27 protein-coding genes, 4 tRNA genes and 1 pseudogene are annotated in these 23,489 nt (G+C 50.2%); 11 read left to right on the forward strand and 21 right to left on the reverse strand.

Features of this window, described 5'->3' with window-relative positions; translation table 11 throughout:
• Positions 1-9: 9 nt before the first annotated feature.
• A complete protein-coding gene (locus Q4563_RS08830) occupies positions 10-783 on the reverse strand; it encodes an ABC transporter permease (protein ID WP_215977151.1) in 774 nt (257 codons plus the stop codon).
• Positions 780-1,715 (reverse strand): ABC transporter ATP-binding protein, encoded by a 936-nt coding sequence (locus tag Q4563_RS08835; RefSeq protein WP_215977150.1) that lies wholly within the window; start codon positions 1,713-1,715, stop codon positions 780-782. Before Q4563_RS08835 ends, Q4563_RS08830 begins: the two co-directional genes overlap by 4 nt.
• Before the next feature lie 63 nt (positions 1,716-1,778).
• On the opposite strand from Q4563_RS08835, the gene Q4563_RS08840 reads away from it, so the two are divergent.
• Entirely contained in the window at positions 1,779-2,183 is a 405-nt protein-coding gene (locus Q4563_RS08840; RefSeq protein ID WP_303604292.1) for a PA2817 family protein, read from the forward strand.
• 183 nt (positions 2,184-2,366) lie between these two features.
• On the opposite strand, the gene Q4563_RS08845 is transcribed toward Q4563_RS08840, so the two are convergent.
• The 4 genes from Q4563_RS08845 to Q4563_RS08860 all read right to left on the reverse strand — a co-directional run bounded on the left by Q4563_RS08845 (position 2,367) and on the right by Q4563_RS08860 (position 2,724).
• Positions 2,367-2,442, reverse strand: a tRNA-Gly gene (locus Q4563_RS08845).
• Position 2,443: 1 nt separating this feature from the next.
• Positions 2,444-2,519, reverse strand: a tRNA-Glu gene (locus Q4563_RS08850).
• Positions 2,520-2,571: 52 nt separating this feature from the next.
• Positions 2,572-2,647 (reverse strand) — tRNA-Gly (locus tag Q4563_RS08855).
• A 1-nt stretch (position 2,648) separates the two neighbouring features.
• Positions 2,649-2,724: transfer RNA gene (locus Q4563_RS08860), tRNA-Glu, on the reverse strand.
• Positions 2,725-3,026: 302 nt separating this feature from the next.
• Here Q4563_RS08860 and Q4563_RS08865 point away from each other — a divergent pair.
• A complete protein-coding gene (locus Q4563_RS08865; protein ID WP_303604293.1) occupies positions 3,027-3,782 on the forward strand; it encodes a hypothetical protein in 756 nt (251 codons plus the stop codon).
• On the opposite strand, the gene msrB is transcribed toward Q4563_RS08865, so the two are convergent.
• On the reverse strand, positions 3,779-4,180 hold the full coding sequence (gene msrB / locus Q4563_RS08870; protein WP_215977147.1) for a peptide-methionine (R)-S-oxide reductase MsrB: 402 nt from the start codon (positions 4,178-4,180) through the stop codon (positions 3,779-3,781). The two genes, Q4563_RS08865 and msrB, sit on opposite strands and share 4 nt — an antisense overlap.
• Before the next feature lie 121 nt (positions 4,181-4,301).
• Between msrB and Q4563_RS08875 the strand changes: the two genes are divergently transcribed.
• Together Q4563_RS08875 and Q4563_RS08880 are read left to right on the forward strand one after the other, a co-directional pair.
• Positions 4,302-5,516: a pyridoxal phosphate-dependent aminotransferase gene (locus tag Q4563_RS08875; protein ID WP_215977146.1), complete on the forward strand. Its 1,215-nt coding sequence runs from the start codon at positions 4,302-4,304 to the stop codon at positions 5,514-5,516.
• Between the two features lie 8 nt (positions 5,517-5,524).
• Positions 5,525-5,989, forward strand: a complete 465-nt coding sequence (locus Q4563_RS08880) for a hypothetical protein (RefSeq protein ID WP_215977145.1) — start codon at positions 5,525-5,527, stop codon at positions 5,987-5,989.
• Between the two features lie 22 nt (positions 5,990-6,011).
• On the opposite strand, the gene Q4563_RS08885 is transcribed toward Q4563_RS08880, so the two are convergent.
• The 5 genes from Q4563_RS08885 to Q4563_RS08905 are packed head-to-tail and all read right to left on the reverse strand — an operon-like array spanning position 6,012 to position 10,693.
• Positions 6,012-6,941 (reverse strand): class I SAM-dependent methyltransferase, encoded by a 930-nt coding sequence (locus tag Q4563_RS08885; RefSeq protein WP_303604294.1) that lies wholly within the window; start codon positions 6,939-6,941, stop codon positions 6,012-6,014.
• Positions 6,928-8,037, reverse strand: coding sequence for an ATP-NAD kinase family protein (locus Q4563_RS08890; protein WP_303604295.1), 1,110 nt, complete (start codon positions 8,035-8,037; stop codon positions 6,928-6,930). Before Q4563_RS08890 ends, Q4563_RS08885 begins: the two co-directional genes overlap by 14 nt.
• A 26-nt stretch (positions 8,038-8,063) precedes the next feature.
• Positions 8,064-9,191 (reverse strand): 4-phosphoerythronate dehydrogenase, encoded by a 1,128-nt coding sequence (locus Q4563_RS08895; protein ID WP_303604296.1) that lies wholly within the window; start codon positions 9,189-9,191, stop codon positions 8,064-8,066.
• Between the two features lie 18 nt (positions 9,192-9,209).
• Positions 9,210-10,124: a 5'-3' exonuclease gene (locus Q4563_RS08900; protein ID WP_303604371.1), complete on the reverse strand. Its 915-nt coding sequence runs from the start codon at positions 10,122-10,124 to the stop codon at positions 9,210-9,212.
• 2 nt (positions 10,125-10,126) lie between these two features.
• Positions 10,127-10,693: an elongation factor P hydroxylase gene (locus Q4563_RS08905; RefSeq protein WP_303604297.1), complete on the reverse strand. Its 567-nt coding sequence runs from the start codon at positions 10,691-10,693 to the stop codon at positions 10,127-10,129.
• Positions 10,694-10,918: 225 nt separating this feature from the next.
• Between Q4563_RS08905 and Q4563_RS08910 the strand changes: the two genes are divergently transcribed.
• A complete protein-coding gene (locus Q4563_RS08910; protein WP_215977140.1) occupies positions 10,919-11,620 on the forward strand; it encodes a hypothetical protein in 702 nt (233 codons plus the stop codon).
• Positions 11,621-11,634: 14 nt separating this feature from the next.
• Here the strand turns inward: Q4563_RS08910 and tusA are convergent, their stop codons facing one another.
• Complete coding sequence (tusA, locus tag Q4563_RS08915) at positions 11,635-11,871, reverse strand: sulfurtransferase TusA (RefSeq protein WP_215977139.1); 237 nt, start codon at positions 11,869-11,871, stop codon at positions 11,635-11,637.
• Positions 11,872-12,076: 205 nt separating this feature from the next.
• Between tusA and Q4563_RS08920 the strand changes: the two genes are divergently transcribed.
• Both Q4563_RS08920 and Q4563_RS08925 read left to right on the forward strand, forming a co-directional pair.
• Positions 12,077-12,457 carry a hypothetical protein gene (locus tag Q4563_RS08920; RefSeq protein WP_215977138.1) on the forward strand — a complete coding sequence of 127 codons (381 nt, stop codon included), beginning with the start codon at positions 12,077-12,079 and terminating at the stop codon, positions 12,455-12,457.
• A 138-nt stretch (positions 12,458-12,595) separates the two neighbouring features.
• Complete coding sequence (locus Q4563_RS08925) at positions 12,596-12,877, forward strand: antibiotic biosynthesis monooxygenase family protein (RefSeq protein ID WP_215977137.1); 282 nt, start codon at positions 12,596-12,598, stop codon at positions 12,875-12,877.
• 5 nt (positions 12,878-12,882) lie between these two features.
• On the opposite strand, the gene rlmM is transcribed toward Q4563_RS08925, so the two are convergent.
• From rlmM to Q4563_RS08940, 3 genes are read right to left on the reverse strand one after another with little or no spacing between them, the layout of a single operon-like run.
• A complete protein-coding gene (rlmM, locus tag Q4563_RS08930; RefSeq protein ID WP_215977136.1) occupies positions 12,883-13,938 on the reverse strand; it encodes a 23S rRNA (cytidine(2498)-2'-O)-methyltransferase RlmM in 1,056 nt (351 codons plus the stop codon).
• Positions 13,935-14,561, reverse strand: a complete 627-nt coding sequence (locus tag Q4563_RS08935; protein WP_303604298.1) for an alpha/beta family hydrolase — start codon at positions 14,559-14,561, stop codon at positions 13,935-13,937. Before Q4563_RS08935 ends, rlmM begins: the two co-directional genes overlap by 4 nt.
• Positions 14,554-14,784: a YheU family protein gene (locus tag Q4563_RS08940; RefSeq protein ID WP_215977134.1), complete on the reverse strand. Its 231-nt coding sequence runs from the start codon at positions 14,782-14,784 to the stop codon at positions 14,554-14,556. Before Q4563_RS08940 ends, Q4563_RS08935 begins: the two co-directional genes overlap by 8 nt.
• Positions 14,785-14,873: 89 nt before the next feature.
• On the opposite strand from Q4563_RS08940, the gene Q4563_RS08945 reads away from it, so the two are divergent.
• The gene (locus Q4563_RS08945; protein ID WP_215977133.1) at positions 14,874-15,413 is read left to right on the forward strand and encodes a glycine cleavage system protein R; all 540 of its coding nucleotides are present in this window, start codon (positions 14,874-14,876) and stop codon (positions 15,411-15,413) included.
• Here Q4563_RS08945 and Q4563_RS08950 read toward each other — a convergent pair.
• Positions 15,396-16,151 carry a VIT1/CCC1 transporter family protein gene (locus Q4563_RS08950; protein ID WP_303604299.1) on the reverse strand — a complete coding sequence of 252 codons (756 nt, stop codon included), beginning with the start codon at positions 16,149-16,151 and terminating at the stop codon, positions 15,396-15,398. The two genes, Q4563_RS08945 and Q4563_RS08950, sit on opposite strands and share 18 nt — an antisense overlap.
• Before the next feature lie 157 nt (positions 16,152-16,308).
• Positions 16,309-16,725: a GFA family protein gene (locus Q4563_RS08955; protein WP_303604300.1), complete on the reverse strand. Its 417-nt coding sequence runs from the start codon at positions 16,723-16,725 to the stop codon at positions 16,309-16,311.
• A 312-nt stretch (positions 16,726-17,037) separates the two neighbouring features.
• Between Q4563_RS08955 and Q4563_RS08960 the strand changes: the two genes are divergently transcribed.
• Positions 17,038-17,616 carry an outer membrane beta-barrel protein gene (locus Q4563_RS08960; protein WP_303604301.1) on the forward strand — a complete coding sequence of 193 codons (579 nt, stop codon included), beginning with the start codon at positions 17,038-17,040 and terminating at the stop codon, positions 17,614-17,616.
• 164 nt (positions 17,617-17,780) lie between these two features.
• On the opposite strand, the gene Q4563_RS08965 is transcribed toward Q4563_RS08960, so the two are convergent.
• Positions 17,781-17,909 (reverse strand): hypothetical protein, encoded by a 129-nt coding sequence (locus tag Q4563_RS08965; RefSeq protein ID WP_303604302.1) that lies wholly within the window; start codon positions 17,907-17,909, stop codon positions 17,781-17,783.
• Between the two features lie 72 nt (positions 17,910-17,981).
• The gene (locus tag Q4563_RS08970; protein ID WP_303604303.1) at positions 17,982-18,713 is read right to left on the reverse strand and encodes an alpha/beta hydrolase; all 732 of its coding nucleotides are present in this window, start codon (positions 18,711-18,713) and stop codon (positions 17,982-17,984) included.
• Between the two features lie 354 nt (positions 18,714-19,067).
• On the opposite strand from Q4563_RS08970, the gene Q4563_RS08975 reads away from it, so the two are divergent.
• A complete protein-coding gene (locus Q4563_RS08975) occupies positions 19,068-19,871 on the forward strand; it encodes a DUF2306 domain-containing protein (protein ID WP_303604304.1) in 804 nt (267 codons plus the stop codon).
• Between the two features lie 532 nt (positions 19,872-20,403).
• Positions 20,404-20,535: pseudogene (locus Q4563_RS08980) on the forward strand (IS110 family transposase); the annotation flags it as partial.
• Between the two features lie 141 nt (positions 20,536-20,676).
• Here Q4563_RS08980 and Q4563_RS08985 read toward each other — a convergent pair.
• Positions 20,677-23,481, reverse strand: coding sequence for an SIR2 family protein (locus tag Q4563_RS08985; protein ID WP_303604305.1), 2,805 nt, complete (start codon positions 23,479-23,481; stop codon positions 20,677-20,679).
• Positions 23,482-23,489 lie beyond the last annotated feature (8 nt).

Genomic DNA, 23,489 nt, shown 5'->3' on the forward strand with positions numbered 1-23,489 from the left:
CCACCACCCCTAAGCTCGCAGCCGCTTGCCATTTTTAAGCAAATATAAACCAATAAAAAACAATATAGCGGTGCACACAATCAAACCCGCAAAGGCCCAATAAACATGCTCCCCCCCTACCCCTAGCAACCCATAACGAAAGGCTTCAACCATATGCAAAATAGGATTTAGCTGTGAGGCGTAACGCCAAAAATCGGGCAGCACGCTAACCGAATAAAATACCCCCCCGAGGTAAGTCAACGGGGTGAGAATAAAGGTGGGCACAATGGAGATATCATCAAAGGTATTGGCAAATACGGCATTGAGAAACCCCGCCAGTGAAAAGAATAGCGAGGTTAACAAAATAATGGTCACCGTCAGCGGCCAGCTATGCACCTGAATCTCGGTAAAAAATAACGCCACCCCTGTCACCAGAGCGCCCACCAATAGCCCGCGCACCATGCCGCCGGTACAGTATCCGAGCAGAATAATGACGTTGGGTGTTGGCGATACCAACAGCTCTTCAATCGAGCGCTGAAATTTTGCACTGAAAAACGAAGACACAACATTGGAATACGAGTTGGTCAGCACCGCCATCATAATCAGCCCCGGCACTACAAATTGCATATAGCTAATACCGTCCATAGTACCGACCCGAGAACCGATCAATTTGCCGAATATTACAAAGTACAAAGACATGGTGATAACCGGCGGCAACAACGTTTGCACCCAAATACGGGTAAATCGCCGCACCTCTTTGCGCACCAAGGTTGAGAGCGCGACCCACTGACCATTGATATTCACGGTTTTTCCTCCCCAGCCAATGGCTTACCCACCAGTGACACAAACAACTCTTCCAGCCGATTGGCCTTATTGCGCATACTGACCACTTCTATTTTTTGCTCAGTCAGCTGGGCAAACAACTGATTGAGGCATTGGCCCTTTTCCACCTCTACCTCAAAACTGTGTTCATCCACCAACGCGACCTTATGCCCCGCTAAGCTGGGCGCGACAGATAAAGCACCCGCCACATCAAACACAAACACCTCTTGGTTTAAACGTGTCAGCAGCTCGCGCATACTGGTGTTTTGCACAATTTCACCGCGGTCAATAATGGCCACATTGCGGCACAAACTCTCGGCTTCTTCTAGGTAGTGGGTGGTGAGAATAATGGTGGTGCCTTGGGCATTAATGTCTTGTAGAAACTCCCACATTGAGCGGCGCAACTCAATATCCACCCCAGCGGTAGGCTCGTCCAAAATCAAAATACGCGGCTCGTGTACCAGCGCGCGAGCAATCATTAAACGGCGCTTCATGCCGCCTGAAAGCATACGTGCTGGCGTATCGCGCTTATCCCAAAGCCCCAGCCGCTTTAAGTACTTATCGGCTTGTTCAGCCGCCTGAGCGCGCGGCAGGCCATAATAGCCCGCTTGCTGCAGAACAATATCGCGCACTTTTTCAAACTGGCTGAAATTAAATTCTTGCGGCACGATACCCAGCTCTTGCTTAGCCGCCGAGAAGTCTTTATCAATATCGTGCTCAAAGACTTTAATTTCGCCCGAAGTTTTACGCACTAGAGAGCTGATAATGCCGATGGTAGTCGACTTGCCTGCCCCGTTGGGACCAAGCACCGCGTAAAAATCGCCGGGCTGAACTTCCAATGAAATGCCTTTCAGCGCTTCAAACTTATTGTCGTACACTTTATGGAGATTTTTAATCGAGAGCGCAGCTGTCATAATGGCCTCTAATATTTGCCACCTGAGTGGCTCAGTACATCGTTTTTTTGTGGAGACAGAACCATGTCGGGATCCGACGCCGAAACCGCCTATCGCGATTTTCATCGCAACCTACTGACGCAATTTATACACGCCACCCAGCAGCAACCGCCATTCGTAAACGATCAGGCCGATGAGCAAGCATTGGAGTATTTAAGCCAATTGGAGAGTTTACCCTCGCTGCAGGGTATCGAGTACTCTGAGCAAGGCCAACGCTTACTAACACAAACCATTGCCAGCTTCGCACACCTAACACCGCTCTTACCGCGAGACTTACTCTGGCACTTTGGCGGCGACTGCCTGCATTATATGCCCGATGAAGAAATTGAAAAGTTCCAGCGGTTAGATGAGCAATTTCATCAAGCCGTAAGCGCAGGCGAAGCCTTTGATTACTCCAAAGAACGGGCGCGCATACTGGGACTACACTAGAGTGTATGGCTAGGCTGTGGAGTATATCAGCTGAATGCTGAATGCTGAATGCTGAATGCTGAATGCTGAATGCTGAATGCTGAACAGCTTAAGGTGGGCTCGATGGTACAGGTCCACCACAAAGCAAAAAAATAACGCAGTAAAACCAAAAAAGGGCCAGCGCTAGCGCTGACCCTTTAAATTTGGAGCGGAAAAGGAGGCTCGAACTCCCGACCCCAACCTTGGCAAGGTTGTGCTCTACCAACTGAGCTATTTCCGCATGGCGTCCCCTAGGGGAGTCGAACCCCTGTTACCGCCGTGAAAGGGCGGTGTCCTAGGCCTCTAGACGAAGGGGACACAGGACTTCTCTTTAAATTGACACAATCCTTCCCCATAAAAAAGGGGGAAATGGAGCGGAAAAGGAGGCTCGAACTCCCGACCCCAACCTTGGCAAGGTTGTGCTCTACCAACTGAGCTATTTCCGCTTGGCGTCCCCTAGGGGAGTCGAACCCCTGTTACCGCCGTGAAAGGGCGGTGTCCTAGGCCTCTAGACGAAGGGGACCGTGTCTCTCAAAAGAGGGGCGCATTCTAAGCACGCCTTGGGCACCTGTCAACACTTTGTTGTGTGTTTTTTTTATGGGGCGAAACAACAACTTACAGCGGGCAGCAATTACAGCAAGCAAACTGAATAAGGTTTCACCAATCTGCTCTGAAAGTCGTCAATTTAGAAAGTCGGCAGGCTAATATTTCACCATCAGCCCGAACAATGCTGCTTTATAGGCCAAAATGCTATAATCTGTTGAGAACTAATGAGTTTATCTCCCCCCTTCCGGTCCATGCCTGAGGGTTTACACAGAGGCGTTTATGACATCTGTACTGGCCATTGCCGCACTCATCATTTTGGCGACAGCCTTGGTGTGCTATGTGTTCATTACCCAGCATATCGCTAAAAAGAAAAAACAGCAGGCGCGTATTTTAAAAGCCCTGAAGCAACGCCAGCAGCTTTTTAAAATAATTGTCGCAGAGCTCCCCCCCGGTTACCTACCCACCGAATTAGCTCAATACGTCTATCGGGTGCTACTCAACACCTGCGAACAACTGGCCAAATTGGCCCCGAACGATGGCCATAGTGACGAATTTCAGGTTTACAGCAAACAGCTAGAAACACTGCCCGTCCAAGGCGGTAAAGTTAAAATTCCCACAGAGAAAACCGAATCTGCGAACGCCCTACTGCGCGAACTTGGTCAGTACATCACCAACCAAGCCCAATCTGGCAGTTTAACCCAAGCCAGCGCCAAAAATTTAATGCTGCACTTGCGGCGTCTGCTTCTGCAATCGTCCGTCGATACGTACATTCAGCAGGCCAAAAAAGCCCAGGCCGAGGGCAAGCTGCGCTTGACCATTCATCACTACACGCTGGCCCGCAAGCTCTTGCTCAAAGAAAACGCCAAGCAGGGCTACCAAAAACAGATTGCCCAGCTAAGCGCTATTATCGAAAAATACGAACAGGAATACACCGCGCAGAACCCTACTAAAAAGTCTGCGCCAGAAGAGGTAGAAAAATCCTGGGACAAGCTGGAGGACGACGACAGCTGGAAGAAAAAACAAATTTACGATTAATCGCTTTTTTCATCCAGCTCAATCGAAGCTGAGTTAATACAGTAGCGCATACCTGTAGGCTCTGGGCCATCGGCAAAGACATGCCCTAAGTGACAACCGCAGCGTTCACATAAAACCTCGGTGCGACGCATACCGTGACTTGCATCAAATTCTTCGCGTATCACCCCATCGGTTGCAGGGGCAAAAAAACTGGGCCAACCACAGCCGGCATCAAACTTTGCGTCCGATTTAAACAGTGGCTCACCACAGCCTCGACAGTGATAAGTGCCGTCGCGAAAAACATCCCAGTACTGGCCAGAAAACGGCCTTTCTGTGCCTTTTTCCCGACAAACTGTGTATTGATCGGGGGTTAAACGATCGCGAAAATAAGCATCACTGAATTTTTTGTTTTGCGACATCAACAACTCCTTGACACATTGGGCCAGCAAACCGGATGATTGACTACTTGTGTGGTTTAACCATAGCACTCTAGGTATTAAACCCAACAGACAGATTCGACTTAAAGGCAGTTTACTGTAAATGGAAACGATTAAAAAATCCGAAAAGCTAAACGGGGTTTGCTACGACATACGCGGCCCGGTACTCGAGCACGCCTACCGGCTCGAGGAAGAAGGGCACCGAATTCTAAAGCTTAATATCGGCAACCCAGCCACTTTCGGATTTTCCGCCCCGGATGAAATTATTCAGGATGTGATTTACAACCTGCCTAACGCCGAGGGCTATGTCGCCTCGCGCGGTTTATTTGCAGCGCGCAAAGCCATTATGCAAGAGTGCCAGCGTTTGCGTGTGCCCGACGTCGAAATTGACGATATTTTCCTCGGCAACGGCGTCAGTGAATTAATCGTCATGTCCATGCAGGCTTTACTCAACAATAACGACGAAATGCTAATCCCTGCCCCCGATTACCCGCTATGGACCGCTGCGGTGAATTTGGCTGGGGGCAAAGCCGTACATTACCTGTGCGACGAGCAATCGGACTGGTTTCCCGACATTGAAGACATTAAACAAAAGATCACCGATAAAACTCGCGGCATAGTACTGATCAATCCCAACAACCCCACCGGGGCGGTTTACAGCCAAGAAGTGCTGGAACAGTTGGTGCGGTTGGCCGAAGAAAAAGGCCTGATTATTTTTGCCGATGAAATCTACAGCAAAATCCTCTACGACGACGCCGAGTTTGTGCCGCTGGGGCGATTAGTGCACGACACCTTGTGCATCAGCTTTAACGGGTTATCAAAATCCTACCGGCTAGCAGGCTTTCGCTCGGGCTGGATGGTGATCAGTGGCGCCAAGCACAAAGCCAAAGAATATGTGCAGGGTATTGAGATGCTCGCCTCAATGCGCCTGTGCGCCAATGTACCGGCCATGTACGCTGTGCAAACCGCACTCGGTGGCTATCAGAGCGTCAATGAACTGATTATGCCTGGTGGGCGCCTGCGCGATCAGCGCGATGCGGCAATGGCAGCACTGGCCGAGCTACCCGGCGTCAGCTGCGTTAAACCCAAAGGGGCAATGTATCTGTTCCCTAAAATTGATTTAAACCGCCACAAAATTATGGATGACCAGCAAATGGTGCTGGACTTCCTGATTCAGGAAAAAATTCTGCTGGTACAGGGCACCGCCTTTAACTGGCCCAATCGCGATCACATGCGCATTGTCTTTTTGCCCCGCGAAGACGAGCTTACCCGTGCCATTGATCGGCTGGGCCACTTTTTGGAACGCTACACGCAATAGAGGATTTTATGGGCGACATTCACATCAGCGACTTTCATAAAGACGCCGCTCGCGCATTGAATCTGCTGTACTCCAACTTCCCGCGTAAAATAACTGTCTTTATTGAGGATATTGCCGGGCCGGACTCCCCCGATGAGTTCGGCCTACATAGCCCGCGCCATATGGCGTGCCTAGCCACCCTGCTTTGGCTGGCTGACGAAGATTACATCCGCTACGACGATACTATTCGGCAAGAGGCCGTGGACCAAGCCACACTGACCCACAAAGGGTTTACGTTGCTCAGTGGATTAATCAGCTGCCGCTCTCAGCTGTCGAGCCATGCTACTCACATCAATGGGCAACTAGAGCCTGTGGCTGCCACCGGTGACATAGTCGGTGACTTTGCCCCCGCCATCGATTTAATGCGCGCAGCGCTCAAGGGGAAGTCATCCAGCGCGATTGACACCATCATGCAAATCCTACTCACCCGCTAGCAACCTACTGCCAGAGGGTGAGTTAAGCCGCCTCTACTCGCCAGTGGGTCAGTTTCAGTTGACGGTCCGGGTGGCGATCGGGAAAATCTTTACTGGCCGGCAAACGCTCGATTAACTTGGCCCCGGGGCAATATTGAGCGAATAAGTCGCTCAAAAAATTCACTGGCAACTCAGGTGCATTGAGACAGGCCAACACCTCGCCCCCCGCGGGCATTAATTCAGGCAAGCGCTTAATCAGTTTTGCGTAATCGCGACTGGCGACAAAACTGCCCTTTTGGAAGCTGGGCGGGTCGAGAATCACAATGTCATAAGGGCCCGGCTTTTTAACCCGACTCCAGGATTTTAATATTTGCTCAGGCAAAAAGCCGCTGTTGCGTTTATCCAAGTCATTGATTTGGTGGTTGTGCCTGCCGCGCGCTAAAGCCGCTTTGCTCATATCCACATTCACCACTTGCTCCGCTTTGGCGGCAACCGCCACCACCGAAAACGCACAGGTATAGGCAAATAAATTGAGCACTTTTTTGCCCGCGCAAATCGACTCCAGCCACACCCGACCGGGCTCCATATCGAGAAAGTAGCCAAGGTTTTGCTGGCGGTCGAGGGACAAACTAAAGCGCAGCTCGCCGCGTTGGGCGCACCAAACATCGGGAATCTGCCCCCGCAGCACTTCGCTCGGACTGCCTTCAAGGTAACGGCGCTGCACCACAATAGTATCCACAGGGGTGGGCATAAGGGGAGTCAGCTCATTGAGCAGTTGTTGCAACTCCCCATTAGCGGGCTCGGCAAAAAATATAATCACACAAACCGGCTGAAAAAAATCCACCACAATATGCTCACGCCCTGGGTAGCACTGGCCGCGGCCGTGAAACAGGCGACGGCTGTCCAGCCCTTGAGCGGCACTGACGGCGGCCGCATCCAGCAGAGCCTGCAGGCGCGGTTTATCCAGCAACATGTTCACCTCCAACCGGGTACAAGACTTCCTGATGATAGCCACAAATAACCGGCATCAGCCCCACCAGCTGCATGTCCAATTGTGGGTCGTTGGTATCCACCCACAAAGGCCGCCCTGCCAATGTTTTCAATTTTTCTGTCGTGGCGATAACCCACAAATTCTGACGGGCAACTTGGCGTACGATCTGAGGCGAGAACTGCTGATTGCCCCGGCCTAAAATATGCCCTTGGCCACCAATCGCGGTGACTATCATAACCGTGGGCCCTGAGTGCGAGGCCATAGCGTTGAGAATGTCGCGCTCGGTGGCATCGGCCACAATACATTGGCCACTGTGAACAATATCCACCCCCAAAAGCGTGGCCTCCAGACCCAGCTCGCTCATCACCGCGCGCGTGGTGGAACCCGGGCCGAGCAAATACAGTGTATCGTCATCCATACGCTCTACCACCTCAGCCGCCACATCCAGCTGGGCCAGCTCGTCTACTGCGGCTCCGGCGTTTTTCACTTGCTGAATCGCATCATCCTCCAGCGGCACCCGCATATCAGCGTAATGGCGGGCACGCACCCGCCCCTGGCGAAAGGCCGCCTCATCAATATCGCGCACTTCGGCATCCACTAAGGGAGCCCAATGCCCCTGCGCTAGGTTCAGCAGTACGCGACCGGCCGCCTCAGGTGTTATAGCGTAAACCCCGGAGTGAATTTTGACTCCGGCGGGCACACCCATCACCGGCACACGGGTGCCAATTGCATCGGCCACAATCCGAGCCGTGCCGTCGCCACCGGCAAAGACAATTAAATCCACCCCCTGCGCTTGTAACGCAACGGCCAGTTGGCGAGTGTCGGCATCGCCACTCGGATTTGTGGCCGCCGCGCCTATGACATGAAATGGCAGAGTTAACTCGCTCACCGCTGCCTGCCCCATATCACCGGCGTAGCCATACAGCTCGACAGCAGCCCCCTGCAGGGGCGCTAAGGCGCGATGCATACGATCCAGAGCTCGGGGCTGGGCTCCCAGCCGCATGGCTTGATCGCGCGTATGGGAGCCGTCGCTGCCCTTAAGAGCAACACTTCCGCCCAGCCCTGCGTACGGATTCACAATAATCCCCAGTTTTAACACAGTGGCTAGGACTCCAGATTAAAACCAAGCGCCGCCAAGGGCGCATCTATTTCTGGATTGCCGCTGGCAGCAACCCGATAGTTGCTGAACTCGCGGCGCACCGGATACTGTTTGCGTAAACGATCAAAGCCCGTCGCCACCGGCTCGGTACCATCGGCCACCATCTCTCGCAGGGCTCGATCGTCGGCTTCAATGGCGTACACCTTTTCAATCAGTTGGCCAATCACCTGCCAAGCATCCCCCTCTGGCATAGCGAGACGGTTATTGAGCGTCACAGGCAACACATCGGCCAGGTGTACCTTCTCGGTCAAGCCAAAGTGGCGACAAAAAGCCTGATAAATCATCGCAGTGCCCTTGAGCTTGCCATCGAAACTGTAGCCGGCTATATGGGGCGAGCCAAGTTGTACACGATTGAGCAGATCGACGCTGATTTCGGGCTCTCCCTCCCATACATCCAACACCACCTGAATATGATTGTCGCGCTCTTGCATTAATTTCAGCAGCGCGCGGTTATCGATCACCGCGCCGCGGCCGCAATTGAGCAACACCACATCGTCGCGCAGCTTACGCAATTGGGTGTAGTCCAGCATATGGCGGCTCGGGTGCTGGCCGGTGGTGGTCAAGGGGGTGTGCATGCTGACGATATCGCACTGCAACACCTCTTCTAAATCGGTTAAATCCGGGTTTTGCTCGCGGGTAAGAAATGGGTCATAGCAGCGGCACTCAACGCCCTGCGAACTAAGCGATCGGTACAGGGCACCACCCACATTGCCACAACCAATAATCCCGACCGAGCGCTGGTGCCAGTCAACATTTAAGTGGCTAAGCGCGGCGTAGACATACTCCACTACCGAATTGGCATTACAGCCCGGAGCATTGGTGTAGGCAATACCCGCTCGCTGTAGGTAAGCCTGATCTAAATGGTCCATACCGATGGTACAGGTGCCAACGAATTTTACTTTGGAGCCTTGCAGCAACGCCTCATCCACCCGAGTGACCGAGCGCACTAGCAGGGCATCGGCGTCTTTGACATCGGCAGCGGTTAACGCCCGTCCGGGCAAGCTAATCAACTCAGCAGCGGACTCAAAAAAGGCGCCCGCGAGGGGAATATTCTCATCGACAACGATTTTCATGGCAGTGGGACGGTATCCTCAGCGTGGGGTAAAGGGCGAAACAAGGCGGCGAATCATACCAGCTGACCAGCCCATTTTCTGACAAAAATCGGTTAATTGGTCGCAATTGACCTCTTTTCTACGAATTTGACTACTGGATTGAATTAACTCCACATCGCTCACCAACCGCGCCAACTGGCGCGACAGAGCAATTTGCGCGCGCAAATCGGGAAGTTTTTGTGCAAGAGACTTAGCGCCGCGAATGGGCAACTGGGCGATGCGCTCGGGACTATCCAATAATTCATCCAGACTGTACCCCTGATTTAACAGAGCCGCCGCGGTTTTAGCGCCCACGCCGGGCACGCCGGGTATATCGTCTATGGCATCGCCCACCAGGGCTTGATAATCCACCAACTGGTCACATTGCACGCCAAACTTAACGGCAATATCGGGGCGATAATAACGCTTCTCGGCACTAAAATCCCACAAGTAGTCGCGATCTCGTTTGAGCACCTGAGCCAAGTCTTTATCCCGTGACAAGATCGCGACCGGCGTAGCCTCGCCGCTGCAAGTACGATACAAGCTGGCCAGCAGGTCATCGGCTTCATACTCATCACTGGCAAAGGTGGTTATCCCTAACAGCTGCGCCACCTGGACGCAGGCCTTTAACTGAAAAGCCAGTGCCTCATCGGGCAACACCCGCGAACTTTTATAATCTGGCGACAAGCGGTGGCGAAAGCCGCTGCCTAAACTCTCATCAAAACACGCCGCCACGGCGCTGGGCGAATGCTCGGTTAACAACTGGACGAGAAAACCGGCAAAACCGTAAACGGCCTCGGTGGAGTGGCCCTCGGGCTCACTAAACCAATGGGCGGGCATGGCAAAGTAGTAGCGGAAAATATAGATTGACGCGTCGATAAGACAAACAGGTGCCGGTGCAGTGGCCGGCGCCATGCTCACAAACTCTCCCGCGCAAAACGCTCAGGGGCAAATAGCCATGCCGTACTCTGCCCGGGCTGAAACCGAGCCAACAGCGCCCGGCTAAATTGATAAACCCTCGGGTTAACCGTATCGACCGTCAAAGACACCGCTCGCTGGTAAATCGCGTCTTTGAAGTGCTCCGAAGGCCCCAGACCCATAGCGAGATTGTCAGCGCTGGCTCGAAAGCGCCAGTTCGCTGCCACCGAAAACAGCCATTCCAAGGCTTGCGGCTGTACCTCTACCCGCTCAAACTCAGCCTGCTGCGCGGGGGTGCGGCCATCGGGGGCATACCAATAGCCGTAATCGGGGAGCTCACGTCGCGCGACACCCGCTACACACCAGTGGGCAATTTCATGTAGGGCGCTGGCAAAGTAGTCTTGAGTAAAGTGAATTTGTGCACCTCGCTCACTGGTAGCCGGCAGGTACTCAGGCTCGGTTGCTCCGCCCAACAAACGGGTGTTTTCGGTGGATTCAAAACAGCGATTAAACAGCGTCACCAATTGTTCACTGGTATGGGGGGCGACATTAATGGCAGTATTCAATTCTCTCTGACCCGCTAACTTATTTGCGCGCCAACTATACAGACAGCACAAAGGTAATAGAACGTAATTTTTTAGGAGTAAGTATTGTGCTTAATACAATAAGCATATACCTTATATAGTGATAGCCGAGTAATTGCGGCGCACTTTTTCGGTTATCTCGATATCATCGAAAAAACCCCGACAGCACTGTCAGTGCCGTCATCGGCCTCACTTGGGAGGTGTATTATGAAGACCCCAGAGCAAAGCCACAACAGTGAGAATGTCGTGGACTTTTTCACAGGCAAATCATTCAGTGAGCTTCACGATCAGCGCTTTATTCGACTCGCACCCGAGCTGGATGGGCTGGAAATGCTTTACTCTAACGAAAGTAACCCAGAGAAATTGTTTAGCCTGAAAGTCGTTGCTTGGGGCCTACGCGCCAACGGCGAAGTGGTGGGATTAGTACCCTGGCTCAACGATATTGTGTCGTGCACGGAAGTATGTGACCCACTCAACGGCCAGTGGGAAGGTTACTATGATGCCGGTATCGACGAGGTCTTTTTTGACGCCCCTATGCACAAAGTCATCGAGCTGGAAACCTCAGCCGAGTACTACGAGCTCGAGTGCGAAAACGAAGACGATGTTGTGCAAGAACTACCCGACACCATCGGCACTCACGCCGTATTGGCCAATGCGGGCACTCACCAACTGACACTGGTTGAGGTGGTCAGCTGGCGCCTGCAGTTTGACGGCAATATCTACGGCATGCTCACCGATGCCGACAAGGTCATTAATACCCCGGTATTACCTGGCGATAAATGCCTTTACGCGGCGCAAAAGCACGATGATTTCCGCTATTTTTTCCAGCACCAAATCGCCAACAAAATTAAAGCGGAAGACCCCGAGGCACTGGCTGCTATCTCTATGCTGGTAGAAGAAGGCCAGTAAACAAACTCTGTCGGCTAGCTCTCTAAACGGATGGTGTAGGTCATGACACCATCCGTTTCATCTTGCGCCATCAACTCGTGCCCCAAAAAAAGACAAAACTTGGGAATATCCCGCGTCGTTGATGGGTCGGTCGCCAACACCTGAATAACGTCCCCTTGCGACATAGATCGCACCGCTTGGTGCAACATCATCACCGGTTCCGGGCACATCAGCCCACAAGTGTCTAAAACATTATCAATTTGCTGATTCATAGCGTTATATCATCTATAAATGGTTCGGCACGCTAAGCGTTCTTTGCCTAAACTTAAAGTGTAAAGAGTCCAGTCACTAGGTGCCAGCCTTTCCTTTCCCGCCACCGCGCAGCAACTGTTTTATTTGACAAGTCAGTGGCACCGCGACGACCTTGGGTTCTCGGTTTAATGAAGCGCACGCACAGCCGTGCCGGAGTATGCATTCATGCCGCAGCTGTATCACTCAATCGTTGATGTACCACCGCCATCACCGCACTTTCGCAGCCAGACCCTGCACCTTACGCAAGTACTGCTGCGTGAGCACCAACCCCACTTATCGGCTCATTTAGGCGATTTATTAAATAGCCTGAAGGCTGTGAACGCCAGCGAACCAAACTCGCCGCAAGGGTCCATTGCCGCCGCCAGCTTATTAAACAGTTTGGGGGCGGTTACAATCGGCAAGATCATCTCGGCGCTCACCGATATAGGTAATGTGTGGCTGGCCGCCCCCAATGACAAGAGCGAATCCCTCCATGGCTTGCACAATATTTTGCAGCAATGGATTGAGCTTGGCGAGTGGTTGGTTTTACAAACCTCTGACGGTTAAGGCGCCTACTGCTATTAGCCGAGGACAAAAGAGCATTCGCAAAGGCTCAATATGCGTTACAATAATAAAGAGCGTTTTGATAATGCATCAATCGCCACAACAACATTTTACAATTAATACCAGTGTTTAAGGTTTGCCATGATTTATGTACTGGTCGAAAGACACATTGCCGAGGGTATGGAAAGCACCTACGATGTGGTTGCACAACAAGCATTAGAAGCAGCAACCCGGGCGCCCGGCTTTATCAACGGCGAAACGCTGGAGGATCTTCAGCGTACCAACCATCGTTATTTATTATCTAAGTGGCGCTCTTTGCACGATTGGAAACAGTGGTACTACAGCGACGCCCGCCACGAGACGTTAAACCAGCTCAGTCCAACGCTGGCTGATTTTGAAAAGATAACGCTGCTAAAAAAATAACCGGCCTAACGGTATAAGCGAATGTGGCCGGTCACCTCTTCGCGATCATGGTAAAGCTGTTTAAAAGAAAGCTCTGCTTTGCAGGGCAATGATTTTAATCGCTCCCACAGGCGCTGCTCCAGCTTTTTCACCTCGGCGTAGCGCTGTTTCATAGGCAACTTAAGATTAAACACCGCCTCTTCAAACCACAGGTTCTCGGCCCAGTGACCGATCATATTCGCCACTCGCGCCGGCTTATCGGCAATATCACACACCAACCAATGAACCGAGCGCTTGGGTTCGAACACAAAACCGTCCACCGCATGATGGGTAACCTGACCCGAATCCATTAGCGATTGCGCCATCGGGCCATTATCCACCGCCTCGACAAACATCCCCCGTTTAACCAGCTGCCAGGTCCAACCGCCGGGGGCCGCACCTAAATCTACTCCGCGCATACTGCCCGCTAAGCGCTCCTCCCACTGCTCAGCGGGAATGAAATGGTGCCACGCCTCTTCCAGTTTTAAGGTGGCACGGCTGGGCGCGGCCGAAGGCTGTCGCAGGCGGGCAATGCCCATTGACCAGGCGGCACTGTTATTAAGTGGGGCAACGCCCAACAAAGCCGTCGTACCGGCTAAAAACAACAGATGCAAACGCCAGGGGCTTTTTTTGTCCAACAAGCGGTTTTTTTGCAGCGCTCGCTCGAAGGGCCCTGAAAACTTTTTAGCCAAACCAGACAGAGCTTTACCATCGTTGGTGTCGCAGGTTTCTGTCCACCACTCGGCGGGGCGCGGCAAATCTTTGAGCGCTTGCAACAGTGGCGACAAACGATCGGTGGGGTCCATGTTATTCACCGGCGCCGGCCCGGCAAACCACTGGCGAACAAAAATCAAACGCTTAAACGACAACTTATTCAATAACTGTAACGCGCCGTCCTGCTCGTGAGTGACATAGGTCACCAGCGCCTGCCCCTCTTTGGTTTTACTGTATCCAAAGATTTCGGCTGCGGTGGCCAACTCGGTAATTTCAGCGGCGCACTCTTTTTCAAAGCCCGGACGACAGTGGAGATATAAATGATTCATAAGTAAGTATCAATAAAACCTGTGGCGGCACGCAAGGCACCTTGAATATGTTGATCGTGGGTGAAGCCAGAGCGCACCCGCGGCTTAAGATCGTGATCGCCATCCTCCAGCCAATGCAGGGTCACCTGATTGCCCAACTGATAATCGGCGATATCCTCGGCGCTGCCGAGTTTGTCGCGGCTGCCCTGAGCGATAAAGACTGGGCATCGGCTCTGTTGCAGTGGCGTCAGGCGCGTTTTATCCGGCTTGCCCGGCGGGTGAAACGGATAGCCAAAACACACAACAGCGCTGACCGCCTCCACACCTGCCAATATACACGCCATGCGTCCACCCATCGACTTACCCCCGATAAATACCGGCAAGGTTTCCGCCGCCGTCACCTCGATCAGTGCTTGCTGCCAGGCGCTGATCAATTCCGGTTGGCGGTTGGGCGGGCGCTTCGTACCGTGCAAACGGCGCTCGCGCATATAGGGAAACTCAAAGCGGTACACCGTAATACCGGCGCGGCAAAAACCCTCTGCCACTTGCTGCATAAAATCGCTGTCCATCGGCGCTCCTGCACCGTGGGCCAACACCAAAACAGCGCGCGGCGCTACAGCCCGGTCAATCAGAAAATCAGGCACCTTCAAACCCTTGCAGATCCCGTGCTGGCACCAGCGAGGTCGTCTCCATAGCCGGGTCGAACACAATGGCTATATCGCCATGTTTAAGCTGACGGCGAAGGCCTGCCACTTTATCGGCCAGGCTCGTTTCTACCTCGCCATAATCCGTACCCTCGCGGGTGACAAACTCTTCCAGTAACGCTGTAAGAGTCTCTTCGGGTATTTGCTGATAGGGAATAATCATTCGAGTCTGTGTTATCGTTAGGGGAAGAATCGGGTGGCGCCTGATCGCATCAGAAGCCACCGCTCAACCTGAAAATAATAGGAAAACCCGTGAATCAGATTCTCGTACTTACCGTCATCAGTGCTGACCGCCCGGGCGTTGTGCAACAGCTCGCCAAAACCATTCACGACAACCAAGGCAACTGGCTGGAAAGCCGTATGTCGCACCTGGCCGGGCAATTTGCCGGTATTCTACAGGTTGCGGTGCCCGAGGAACATTGCGAATCGCTATTAACCGCGCTAACCGCCCTCTCCGGTCAAGGTTTGCGGGTTGTGGCTGAAAAAGCCAGCAGCCCAGGCGAGGACAAACCTAAGGCTTTAGCCTTTAGTGTGGTAGGGCCAGATCGCAGCGGAATTGTCTACGAGGTTTCCCAGGCCTTTGCCAGTCGCGGCATCAGTGTGGATGAGCTGGAGACCGACACCTCCAGCATGCCCTGGTCGGGCGAGCCGATGTTTGAGGCCACCGGCGTTATTCACCTGCCCAAGGGCGTCAATATGGATGAGCTGTACGACCAACTCGATGCCATTGCCGATGAACTGGCGGTGGATATTCGACTGGAAGACTTACCCGAATCAGAGTCCGCCGAGTAAGCGGCCTACGATAAAAGCCAGTGCGGCGGCACCGCCGCCTACGGCCAATGTCTCCAGAGCAGACCCGAGCACAGGGGCTTTGACTATGCCCCCTTTGGCGGCACCGACCACCACAAACCCTAAGCCGGTTAGCGCACTGCTCCACCAATACGGCTGGCTAAAAGCACCCTGCCAAAATGCGCCGATAAAAAACGGCAGCAAAGGCAGTGACCCCAGCACAACAAAGGCGACAAAGGTCGCGGCTCCAGAACGCAACGGGTCCTGATTTTGTAACGACAAACCGTGTTCATCTTGCAGCATGGTGTCCACCCACAAGGTGCGATCACTGGTAATAGTACTGACAATATCCTCCAGCTGAGTACCGGCAAACCCTTTGGCAGCGAATATCTGGCGAACTTCCTCTGCCTCCCCTTCTGGATACAGGCGAATTTCTTCAAACTCCTGCTGACGCGTCTTAGACTTCAGCTGATTATCGGCCCGCACCCCCAAATAGTTACTGGCGCCCATGCTAAACCCATCGGCCAGTAAATTTGCCAACCCTAAAATAATCACCACCGTCGATGACAACCCCGCCCCGGCCACACCAGCCACAATAGCAAACGTGGTCACCAAGCCATCGATTGCACCGTAAACAAAATCGCGCAGATAATTTGCTGTTGGCCCCTGCGATAATCGAAGGGCAATATTTTCCGGCAAGTGGCGGCGGACTAAATCTGCCCGCGTGGATGCATTGGCCATAATTCACAGCTCTTTCAAAAATAAGGACTTTAACGAGTATAGCGAGTTTCTGATGTTTGCGGCTTAATCGCTGACAACAGGGCTATGATTTTGGCCATACCTGGCAACCAGAAATGGCGTCACCTGAATAAACTCAGCCCCACTTAAACAGCAAAGCTTACGGCTGTTGACTAAACACCTTCACTCCATCGGGGATGACATACCAGTTCTGCTTTTCACTGACCCAAACATGCATAGTGGGTTGAATAATACTGGTGTCCGATAAATTACTGGGTTTGAGTTTAATATTATTCGGCTCTTGCGGATCGTAGTGATACAACCGGTTGCCACATTGCGGGCAAAACTTAGCGGCGCTGGTTTTACCGCTGTCGGCCACACGACGCCAATCTTTCATTTCACCGTAAAACACAAGGTCATCGGCATTGACCATGGCAGTAATGCTAAAGGCACTGGTCGAAAGTTTTTGGCACTCTTTGCAATGGCAAGCCACCACCACTTTGGGAGCGGCCAATAACTGATAGCGAACCTGGCCACACTGGCAAGAACCTTCGATAGGGTACTGAGTATTATTCACGCTATGCTCCTGCTCACTCAAAATAAAAAATCCCGATGCCGCATCCAACTCACACTTATGGCATTAAACCACAAGTCATCAAATCAAGCGTCGGCGGTTAACCCATTAGACATCGCCTTTTGTAGACTTCACCAAAATAGCGAGTAAAAACTACAAGTCTCAAAGCCCCGCTCTGCCGACAAAACACTCAATTCGCTCAGCTGTCAGGCAGCAACGTGACCAAGCTCACAAGTTCCGCGTCATTTGCCGCGGCTGGATCAGCTTTTGCAATAAAGTGAGCAACTTAATAATACACAACGAAGGAGCTTATTCATGCTTAAACCCTATAACGCACTGGGATTGTCACTCGGCCTTATCTCCGTCATTAGCGCCAGCTCGGTTTTCGCACAATCTAACAGTACAACGGCGGTGAACTACAACCACGCCGGGCTCAGATACATCGAGCAAGATTTAGACGACTACGATTGCAACCAAGACGGGCTAAGCGCCTACGGCAACTACGCCATTGACAGCAACTGGTTTGCCACGGGCAGCGTAACCGACGTCAGTGGCGACAACGGTTGTGGCTCCACCACCCTGCGCGCCGGTGCCGGTTATCACACGCCTCTACACCCCGGCTGGGACCTTTACGGCACCCTGAGCGTAGAGCGCACCGACCCCGACTACGGCAGCAGTGACACCGGCTTAGTGGCCGCCGTAGGTGCACGCGGTTGGATCTTACAAAAGCTCGAAGGCAAAGCCGAACTCGCCCACCACACGGTTTACAGTGACACCACTCAACTCAACCTCGGTGCCAATTACTGGATAACCCCCGTTGTGTCCGCCACCTTGGATACCGGCCTGTCCAGCGACGGCGAATCCATTGCCCTAGGCGCACGGGTAGCCTTTTAATCGCTTATAAAACCCACCCGTAAAAACGCCGCCATTTTGCCAAAGTGGCGGCGTTTTTGGTTCCAGGCCGGGCAGCAATCAACCACAATGCGAACTAAACTGAGACGGTAACCTTAGAGTGGGCAAACCTGAGGTTTATTGCCAGGTAAAGCGATCATAAAATTCTACCCGGACTGCGCTTGCACCCACTGAATAATGCTGTCCGTTACCTCCCGCGCTACCGGCTGGCCGATTAAGCGTGCCGAGCCGAGAATACTGGCCGGGCTCTGGTCCAACCGCAGTATATGAGTCATGTTTTTTACCAGTAGGGTCACTGAAGGGCCCTGAGTAATCGCCGCGATTTTATTTATATCACCGGGGTTACATTACAAGTCTTTCTCAGCGCCGACGAGGATCATCGGCGTGGTGGTACCGGAAAACACAGCCTTAGCATCCAGCGCCAAAAGCTCGCGCAACCACTTGGCGGGAAAGCGAGCCAAACCACTGCGAACCACAGGGTCTTGGGTTTGCAGTACTTTTTGTATCAACCGGCGCTGCGAGGCACTGGGACTACCGGTAACAGCAAATAACAGTTTATAGAACAACCCGGCAATGCCGCGCAGCGATGCTAGCTCTCGCTCAAGCTGTGCAGCCTGCCGCTTGAGTATGGACGCCATATCCTCCAAAAACGGGCACAACAAAATCAGCCCGGCAACGAACGGGCGCTGGCGGACCACTTGCGGGGCAATAATACAACCCTCACTGTGTCCGAGAATATAAAGCTCATCTGCCGAGACGTTCGAAAACCCGGCCAGCGCATGCAAACACTCTGTGGCATCCTGCACCAAATCCCTGTGGCCGGCGTGTATAAAACTACCCGAACTACTGCCACACCCGCGCTTGTCATAGCGAAGACTGGCAACACCGGCATCGGCCAGCGCGTGGGCAATTGCATTAAAGGTATTGAGACTCTGCCCCCTGGTATTCTCATTGCGATCCAGGGCCCCACTACCGTGGACCATAAGCACAGCGGGAAACCTCCCCGCCTTACCGGGAAGGCAAAGCGTACCAGCCAACTCAATATCGCCCGACTGAATCCTAACCGCCTCTTCGTGCATATAGCCTCACTTAACCCATCCATTTATACGCAAGCATCAGTCGTTTGTCGCCGTATGCGTAAAACCATTCAGCGCATGCAACAGCGGATAACCTAGAGCCAGATACCCACTTTCGCTCAAAAATCAAAGCGGGAAATAGCCCCTAACGCCAGCACTTGCCGTACTTGGTATGCGCCATCATAGCCGCCCCGAATAAAACTCAAAAGCAGTCCGAGCCCTAAATAGCATCGACTCCGCCACCTACCCCACCTTGTAAGCCCCCGAAGAAAGATTTGATTACCACCAATATGCTGTTATAGTTGGATATATCACCATAATTACCCGTCAGCTATTACAAGTTAAGGATTATTAAATATGGACAGTAAGAAGGATTTATCAGCGAAGCTCTACACTGGATCTGCGGTATTCAGCTGGCTTGTAGTCGCGGCAGGGCAATGGTTGTTTGTGCTTTATATAGTGGGGTTATACGTTATTTCCGGTTTAAGGGGCGACTTTACGGATTGGAACCAAGTGCTGCCCCATGGTTATGAAAAGAATAACCTTACCGGCAATGTCATACTGGGCGCGCATTTAGTATTGGCCGCGACCATTAGCGCGCTAGGCAGCTTGCAACTAGTACCCTACCTAAGATCTCACGCGCCAAGATTTCATAGAATAAGTGGCCGCGTATATATAATTACCGCCTTCATTATGGCCACCAGCGGCCTCTACTTAATACTTTCCGGACGCAAACTGGTCGGTGACTACACTCAGTATTTGGCAATAACCATTAACGCCCTCATCATTATTTGCGCCGCGGCACTCACCATCCGTTACGCCATAGCGAAAAACTTTATACAGCATAGACGCTGGGCACTCCGTTTATTTTGGGCGGTTAGCGGTGTATGGCTGGTTCGCGTAGGCTTAATGTGCTGGTTAGTTATTTTCCAAAAACCAGTAGGTTTTGACCCGAAAACCTTTTCCGGCCCGTTTCTTACCGTGTTAGCGGTCAGTGTTTACATACTTCCCTTGCTTATTTTAGAGGCATATTTTCGCGTAAAAAACACAAAGCCACTGGCACGTTACCTTTTTTCAGTAAGCCTTATCATCACTACGTTATTAATGGCCCTAGGCATTTTTGGGGCAACCATGGGCATATGGATACCCAGGGTTTTTTAATAGAGATAATCAAGGGCGGCGCAATAACCGCTAACGCCATTGTTCAGCGGCGGGCCGTCCGGTGAATACCGAATGACGGAACTTACTACAACTGCTGGTTAGGTGCTACTTGATCCATTGTTACTGTGACTTCGGTAGTAACTTGACGATACTGGCAACCAATTTAAAATAATTGCCGCTACCGGCAAAGATGACAGAAGAACCGCATACAGCAATGGCATGGTGTCTACAAAAAAATACGGAGTAACTAAAGCGTTGGCGCAGACTAAATATCTCACCCACGAATTTCCAATCCACGCTAGGTAAACCAGCCACCCGGCGACTACCAGCCAAGCAAAATGAAAAGCTAAGCGTACCGGCAACGACACTACCACCGAAAACTCCTCATAGGTAGAAAGAAACCAGACAATGTCTGCTGCTAGTATCGTCAGAGCGAACAATACACATGATGTTGTTACTAGTGTCGGAGGCTTCACTCTGTGCACCTAACGCTCGGGGAATTCCGGGGACTTGGAATTCCCCGAAACTCCCAATGAAAGAGTTTTACAATCGGCTAGTCGCTAATGGTAAACATAAAAAAGTTTCGCTAACAGCCTGCATGCGAAAAATGATGACAATATTAAACGCCATGGTTCGTGATAATCAGCCATGGATGGAGGCATAAATTAGCCAAAGATAACGTTGCCGAAAGCTTGACTTTAATCACAGTCGCTTGTTATACGGCATTTTAACCCATCTCCCTCTGTCCGAACCTAGACTACGTCGAGAATCTAAGTTTTAACCATTTTTCTATTTCTGCGCATACTCAAATTGATGAAATGTTTGGACGCTCCCCGTACTGTTGTATTAAATCGCCCAACTCTTTGCTTAGCTCTTCTATCGCGTCAATTCCTTTCTTATCTACCAAATATTGAGTTAAGCTTTTGAGTGAATATAGCTGCGATGAAAATATTTTTCCATCACGAAACTGTTCCAAATATTCATCTAGCTTCGCAACAGCTTCTTCCTCAAAATCTTTAAAGCTCACTGCGACTGACCAAAGTTCAAACTCCCAATCATCTATGCCTTTCGTTTTAGGTTGAGAAATGACGCCTTCAATGAATCTCTTAATAATATTTTGAACATTAGCGTTCGAGATGTTAAAGATGCTGTAAAGCAGAGATCTTGAAAACCTACGCTGCTCTTCTGGTTTGTAGGTTTCAAGTTCAGACACCAGTCGGCGGACCCTGCCATTATCAGTGTATTCGCCTTTTACTACCCCAATATAACCGTATAAATTGTTTATAGATCCATTGAGTATCGCATGCTGGTCCCAACCATGGGCTGTTTGAGAAGTGATTTTGTCGATTAAGGTGTTTAATATCTTTATCAAAACGGCGGTTTCGATCTCTCGACCAAATAAATTATGTTGGTGTGCTAAAAATTCGTTTATTGCTTCATAAGTCCCGATAGTTGTTGAACTACTAGTAATCAATCGGGAAAACTCGCTCATAACTTTTGAAATATGAGTGTCACTCAAATCGATAAATGCAAGTAATCGCACGGTGTTTTCAAACTTAGCTTCATGGCTAGTGAATAAACTTCGATCTTGTATTAATCGATCTGTTAAGTTTGGCAAAACAGTAGAAATAATCCATTCAGAACAATCATCACTCGCGTCTAGACGAAGTTGAGTAGAATCTTCATTTTTAATAAATACGCTAAGCTCTGATTTAAGTTCTTTTGATGAGTAGAATTGGATGGCAGAGTAAAATTCGTATTGATTGAGTTTTACTCTTTCTTTTACTGATTGACGGAGCATAGAAATCTTAACGAAGTCTCTCATAGCCGCCTTGTATGGTGAGCACTGATCAATCATTATGTGGTTTTTCAATGCGAACATTAATAGGTTTATGTGTGTAGAGGCTGGCTCATCTGCATTGTTGTTTATGCTTATTCCTCCAGCTTTTATAGTTTCAACGGCTTTGGTGATATCAAGTAATTTTTTTGTGCACTCATTTGCTTTCTGATGAACGGAGTGCAAGGACAAAAAATCATACAGGGCTTGATTCTTTTTTATCTCCGACTTTGGAAATTTAAAAAATTCACCTTGAAGCTCTACTTCCTCTTCCTTTTCAAACTCATTTCTCTGTTCAGTAGACAAAGAGTATTTGAGCACCCATAAAATCGCATTTTTGTTAAATAGCGCAATCAATAGGATCGAATATATTCGATGCTTTTTACAGGCCTGAATCAGTTCAGAATTTTTCTTAATTGCTAACTCGTACTTGCCATATTTATAGCTCTCATAAGATTCTGATGACAAAGATTTTATAAAATCATTGCTTTTGCATTCACATGCTGAAAAAGATATGTGTTCTCGCTCTTGCTTTTCTAGGTCTTGAGCTGAATCGATTTTCTCGTTAACAAAGTATATGGTTTTGCCACTTTCATTATCGTTGGGTAAAACGATACCTTTGATATGAGCTAGAGCTAAGATAGAAAGAATGTCCTTAAACGTTGGATTTCTTAGATAAAAATTCTCTTTTTCATCTTCACCAAACGATTCTAGACGAGATAGAATCTCCAGGAATTTTTCGTGAAGTGACCTGGTGGTGTCACTGTAGTCCGTAGTCAAGACTCCTTGGGGCTTGAACAACTCTAATATATTTAAGCTATCGTCATCGTACAGAAACCCACAGTTTGTTATCGCTCCCCGTATTTGATTATGAGTTATTGAGCTTAGCTGTTTTAGGTGCTTTATACGTTCGTATATGAAACTGATAACTTCCTGATCATCATTCGGGTCTACTGCTCTATCATCTTGAATGATAGATGTTAAAAATGATTGAGTCAGCGCTGACCTTTTCTCTAAATGCTGAATTTCATCAATAGAATAGCTGTCGCTATCTAGCAATAATGTGGTGATCCCATGATTTCTCAAGTAGCTTTCTTGAGACTTGTTTGTTTTAAAATTTACCAAATACATCGGAGGAGCTGAACTGGAATGACTTTGCATCCATTTCAGTATGTGTTTAAGGTTAATGTCGTTATAGGAATACCCTAAAAACAGAACTGTATGTGTTGAAAATATTGACTTGATGTAGTTTTCTATTAGCGGGAAATTTCTTGAATAATTGAGATAATCATCTTCTTTGAAAACTATATTGTAGCTTTTGAAATCCCCATGGATTTTAATAAATTTATTCGGACTGGTTGAACTGACTAAATCCTTGTCCGTGCATATATTATCGTATAAATAGCCTTCCTGCTCTATTGCATTTTCAATGATGCAGTCCCAGTTCGTAGTTATTATTACGCGAGGGCTTACCTTCAAAATCGTACGATGTAAACTCGATGGCGTGATGTCCTCAGGAAAATATTTCCTCAATGTTTGGTTGTATGCCTGCTCGCCAAACTCAAGATAATACAGTTGAGCTAATTTTAAATAATCTAGTTCTTCAATTATTGCTAAATCTGACTTTAGCTCAGTTATTAAATCACTCCACAAAGGTAGGCTTATATAATCAGTATCAGAGCTTTTTGATATACCTGCACCGACAAATATAGCTAATCTATCGTTTTCATTAGCTTGCTTTATATTTTTAATATGAACATTGTGTAGGTGCATTCTAAAAT

The sequence above is a fragment of the Gilvimarinus sp. 1_MG-2023 genome, from assembly GCF_030548285.1.

What these genes read in the sequence shown, in the direction of transcription:
- Q4563_RS08910 (WP_215977140.1), top strand. Translation starts at nt 10,919, where the DNA reads ATGAAGACCCCAGAGCAAAGCCACAACAGTGAGAATGTCGTGGACTTT.
- Q4563_RS08895 (WP_303604296.1), bottom strand. Translation starts at nt 9,191, where the DNA reads ATGAAAATCGTTGTCGATGAGAATATTCCCCTCGCGGGCGCCTTTTTT.
- Q4563_RS08965 (WP_303604302.1), bottom strand. Translation starts at nt 17,909, where the DNA reads ATGACTCATATACTGCGGTTGGACCAGAGCCCGGCCAGTATTCTCGGC.
- Q4563_RS08975 (WP_303604304.1), top strand. Translation starts at nt 19,068, where the DNA reads ATGGACAGTAAGAAGGATTTATCAGCGAAGCTCTACACTGGATCTGCG.
- Q4563_RS08985 (WP_303604305.1), bottom strand. Translation starts at nt 23,481, where the DNA reads ATGCACCTACACAATGTTCATATTAAAAATATAAAGCAAGCTAATGAA.
- msrB (WP_215977147.1), bottom strand. Translation starts at nt 4,180, where the DNA reads ATGTCGCAAAACAAAAAATTCAGTGATGCTTATTTTCGCGATCGTTTA.
- Q4563_RS08885 (WP_303604294.1), bottom strand. Translation starts at nt 6,941, where the DNA reads ATGTTGCTGGATAAACCGCGCCTGCAGGCTCTGCTGGATGCGGCCGCC.
- rlmM (WP_215977136.1), bottom strand. Translation starts at nt 13,938, where the DNA reads ATGAATCATTTATATCTCCACTGTCGTCCGGGCTTTGAAAAAGAGTGC.
- Q4563_RS08835 (WP_215977150.1), bottom strand. Translation starts at nt 1,715, where the DNA reads ATGACAGCTGCGCTCTCGATTAAAAATCTCCATAAAGTGTACGACAAT.
- Q4563_RS08840 (WP_303604292.1), top strand. Translation starts at nt 1,779, where the DNA reads ATGTCGGGATCCGACGCCGAAACCGCCTATCGCGATTTTCATCGCAAC.
- Q4563_RS08960 (WP_303604301.1), top strand. Translation starts at nt 17,038, where the DNA reads ATGCTTAAACCCTATAACGCACTGGGATTGTCACTCGGCCTTATCTCC.
- Q4563_RS08875 (WP_215977146.1), top strand. Translation starts at nt 4,302, where the DNA reads ATGGAAACGATTAAAAAATCCGAAAAGCTAAACGGGGTTTGCTACGAC.
- Q4563_RS08925 (WP_215977137.1), top strand. Translation starts at nt 12,596, where the DNA reads ATGATTTATGTACTGGTCGAAAGACACATTGCCGAGGGTATGGAAAGC.
- Q4563_RS08940 (WP_215977134.1), bottom strand. Translation starts at nt 14,784, where the DNA reads ATGATTATTCCCTATCAGCAAATACCCGAAGAGACTCTTACAGCGTTA.
- Q4563_RS08950 (WP_303604299.1), bottom strand. Translation starts at nt 16,151, where the DNA reads ATGGCCAATGCATCCACGCGGGCAGATTTAGTCCGCCGCCACTTGCCG.
- tusA (WP_215977139.1), bottom strand. Translation starts at nt 11,871, where the DNA reads ATGAATCAGCAAATTGATAATGTTTTAGACACTTGTGGGCTGATGTGC.
- Q4563_RS08865 (WP_303604293.1), top strand. Translation starts at nt 3,027, where the DNA reads ATGACATCTGTACTGGCCATTGCCGCACTCATCATTTTGGCGACAGCC.
- Q4563_RS08970 (WP_303604303.1), bottom strand. Translation starts at nt 18,713, where the DNA reads ATGCACGAAGAGGCGGTTAGGATTCAGTCGGGCGATATTGAGTTGGCT.
- Q4563_RS08880 (WP_215977145.1), top strand. Translation starts at nt 5,525, where the DNA reads ATGGGCGACATTCACATCAGCGACTTTCATAAAGACGCCGCTCGCGCA.
- Q4563_RS08920 (WP_215977138.1), top strand. Translation starts at nt 12,077, where the DNA reads ATGCCGCAGCTGTATCACTCAATCGTTGATGTACCACCGCCATCACCG.
- Q4563_RS08900 (WP_303604371.1), bottom strand. Translation starts at nt 10,124, where the DNA reads ATGGCGCCGGCCACTGCACCGGCACCTGTTTGTCTTATCGACGCGTCA.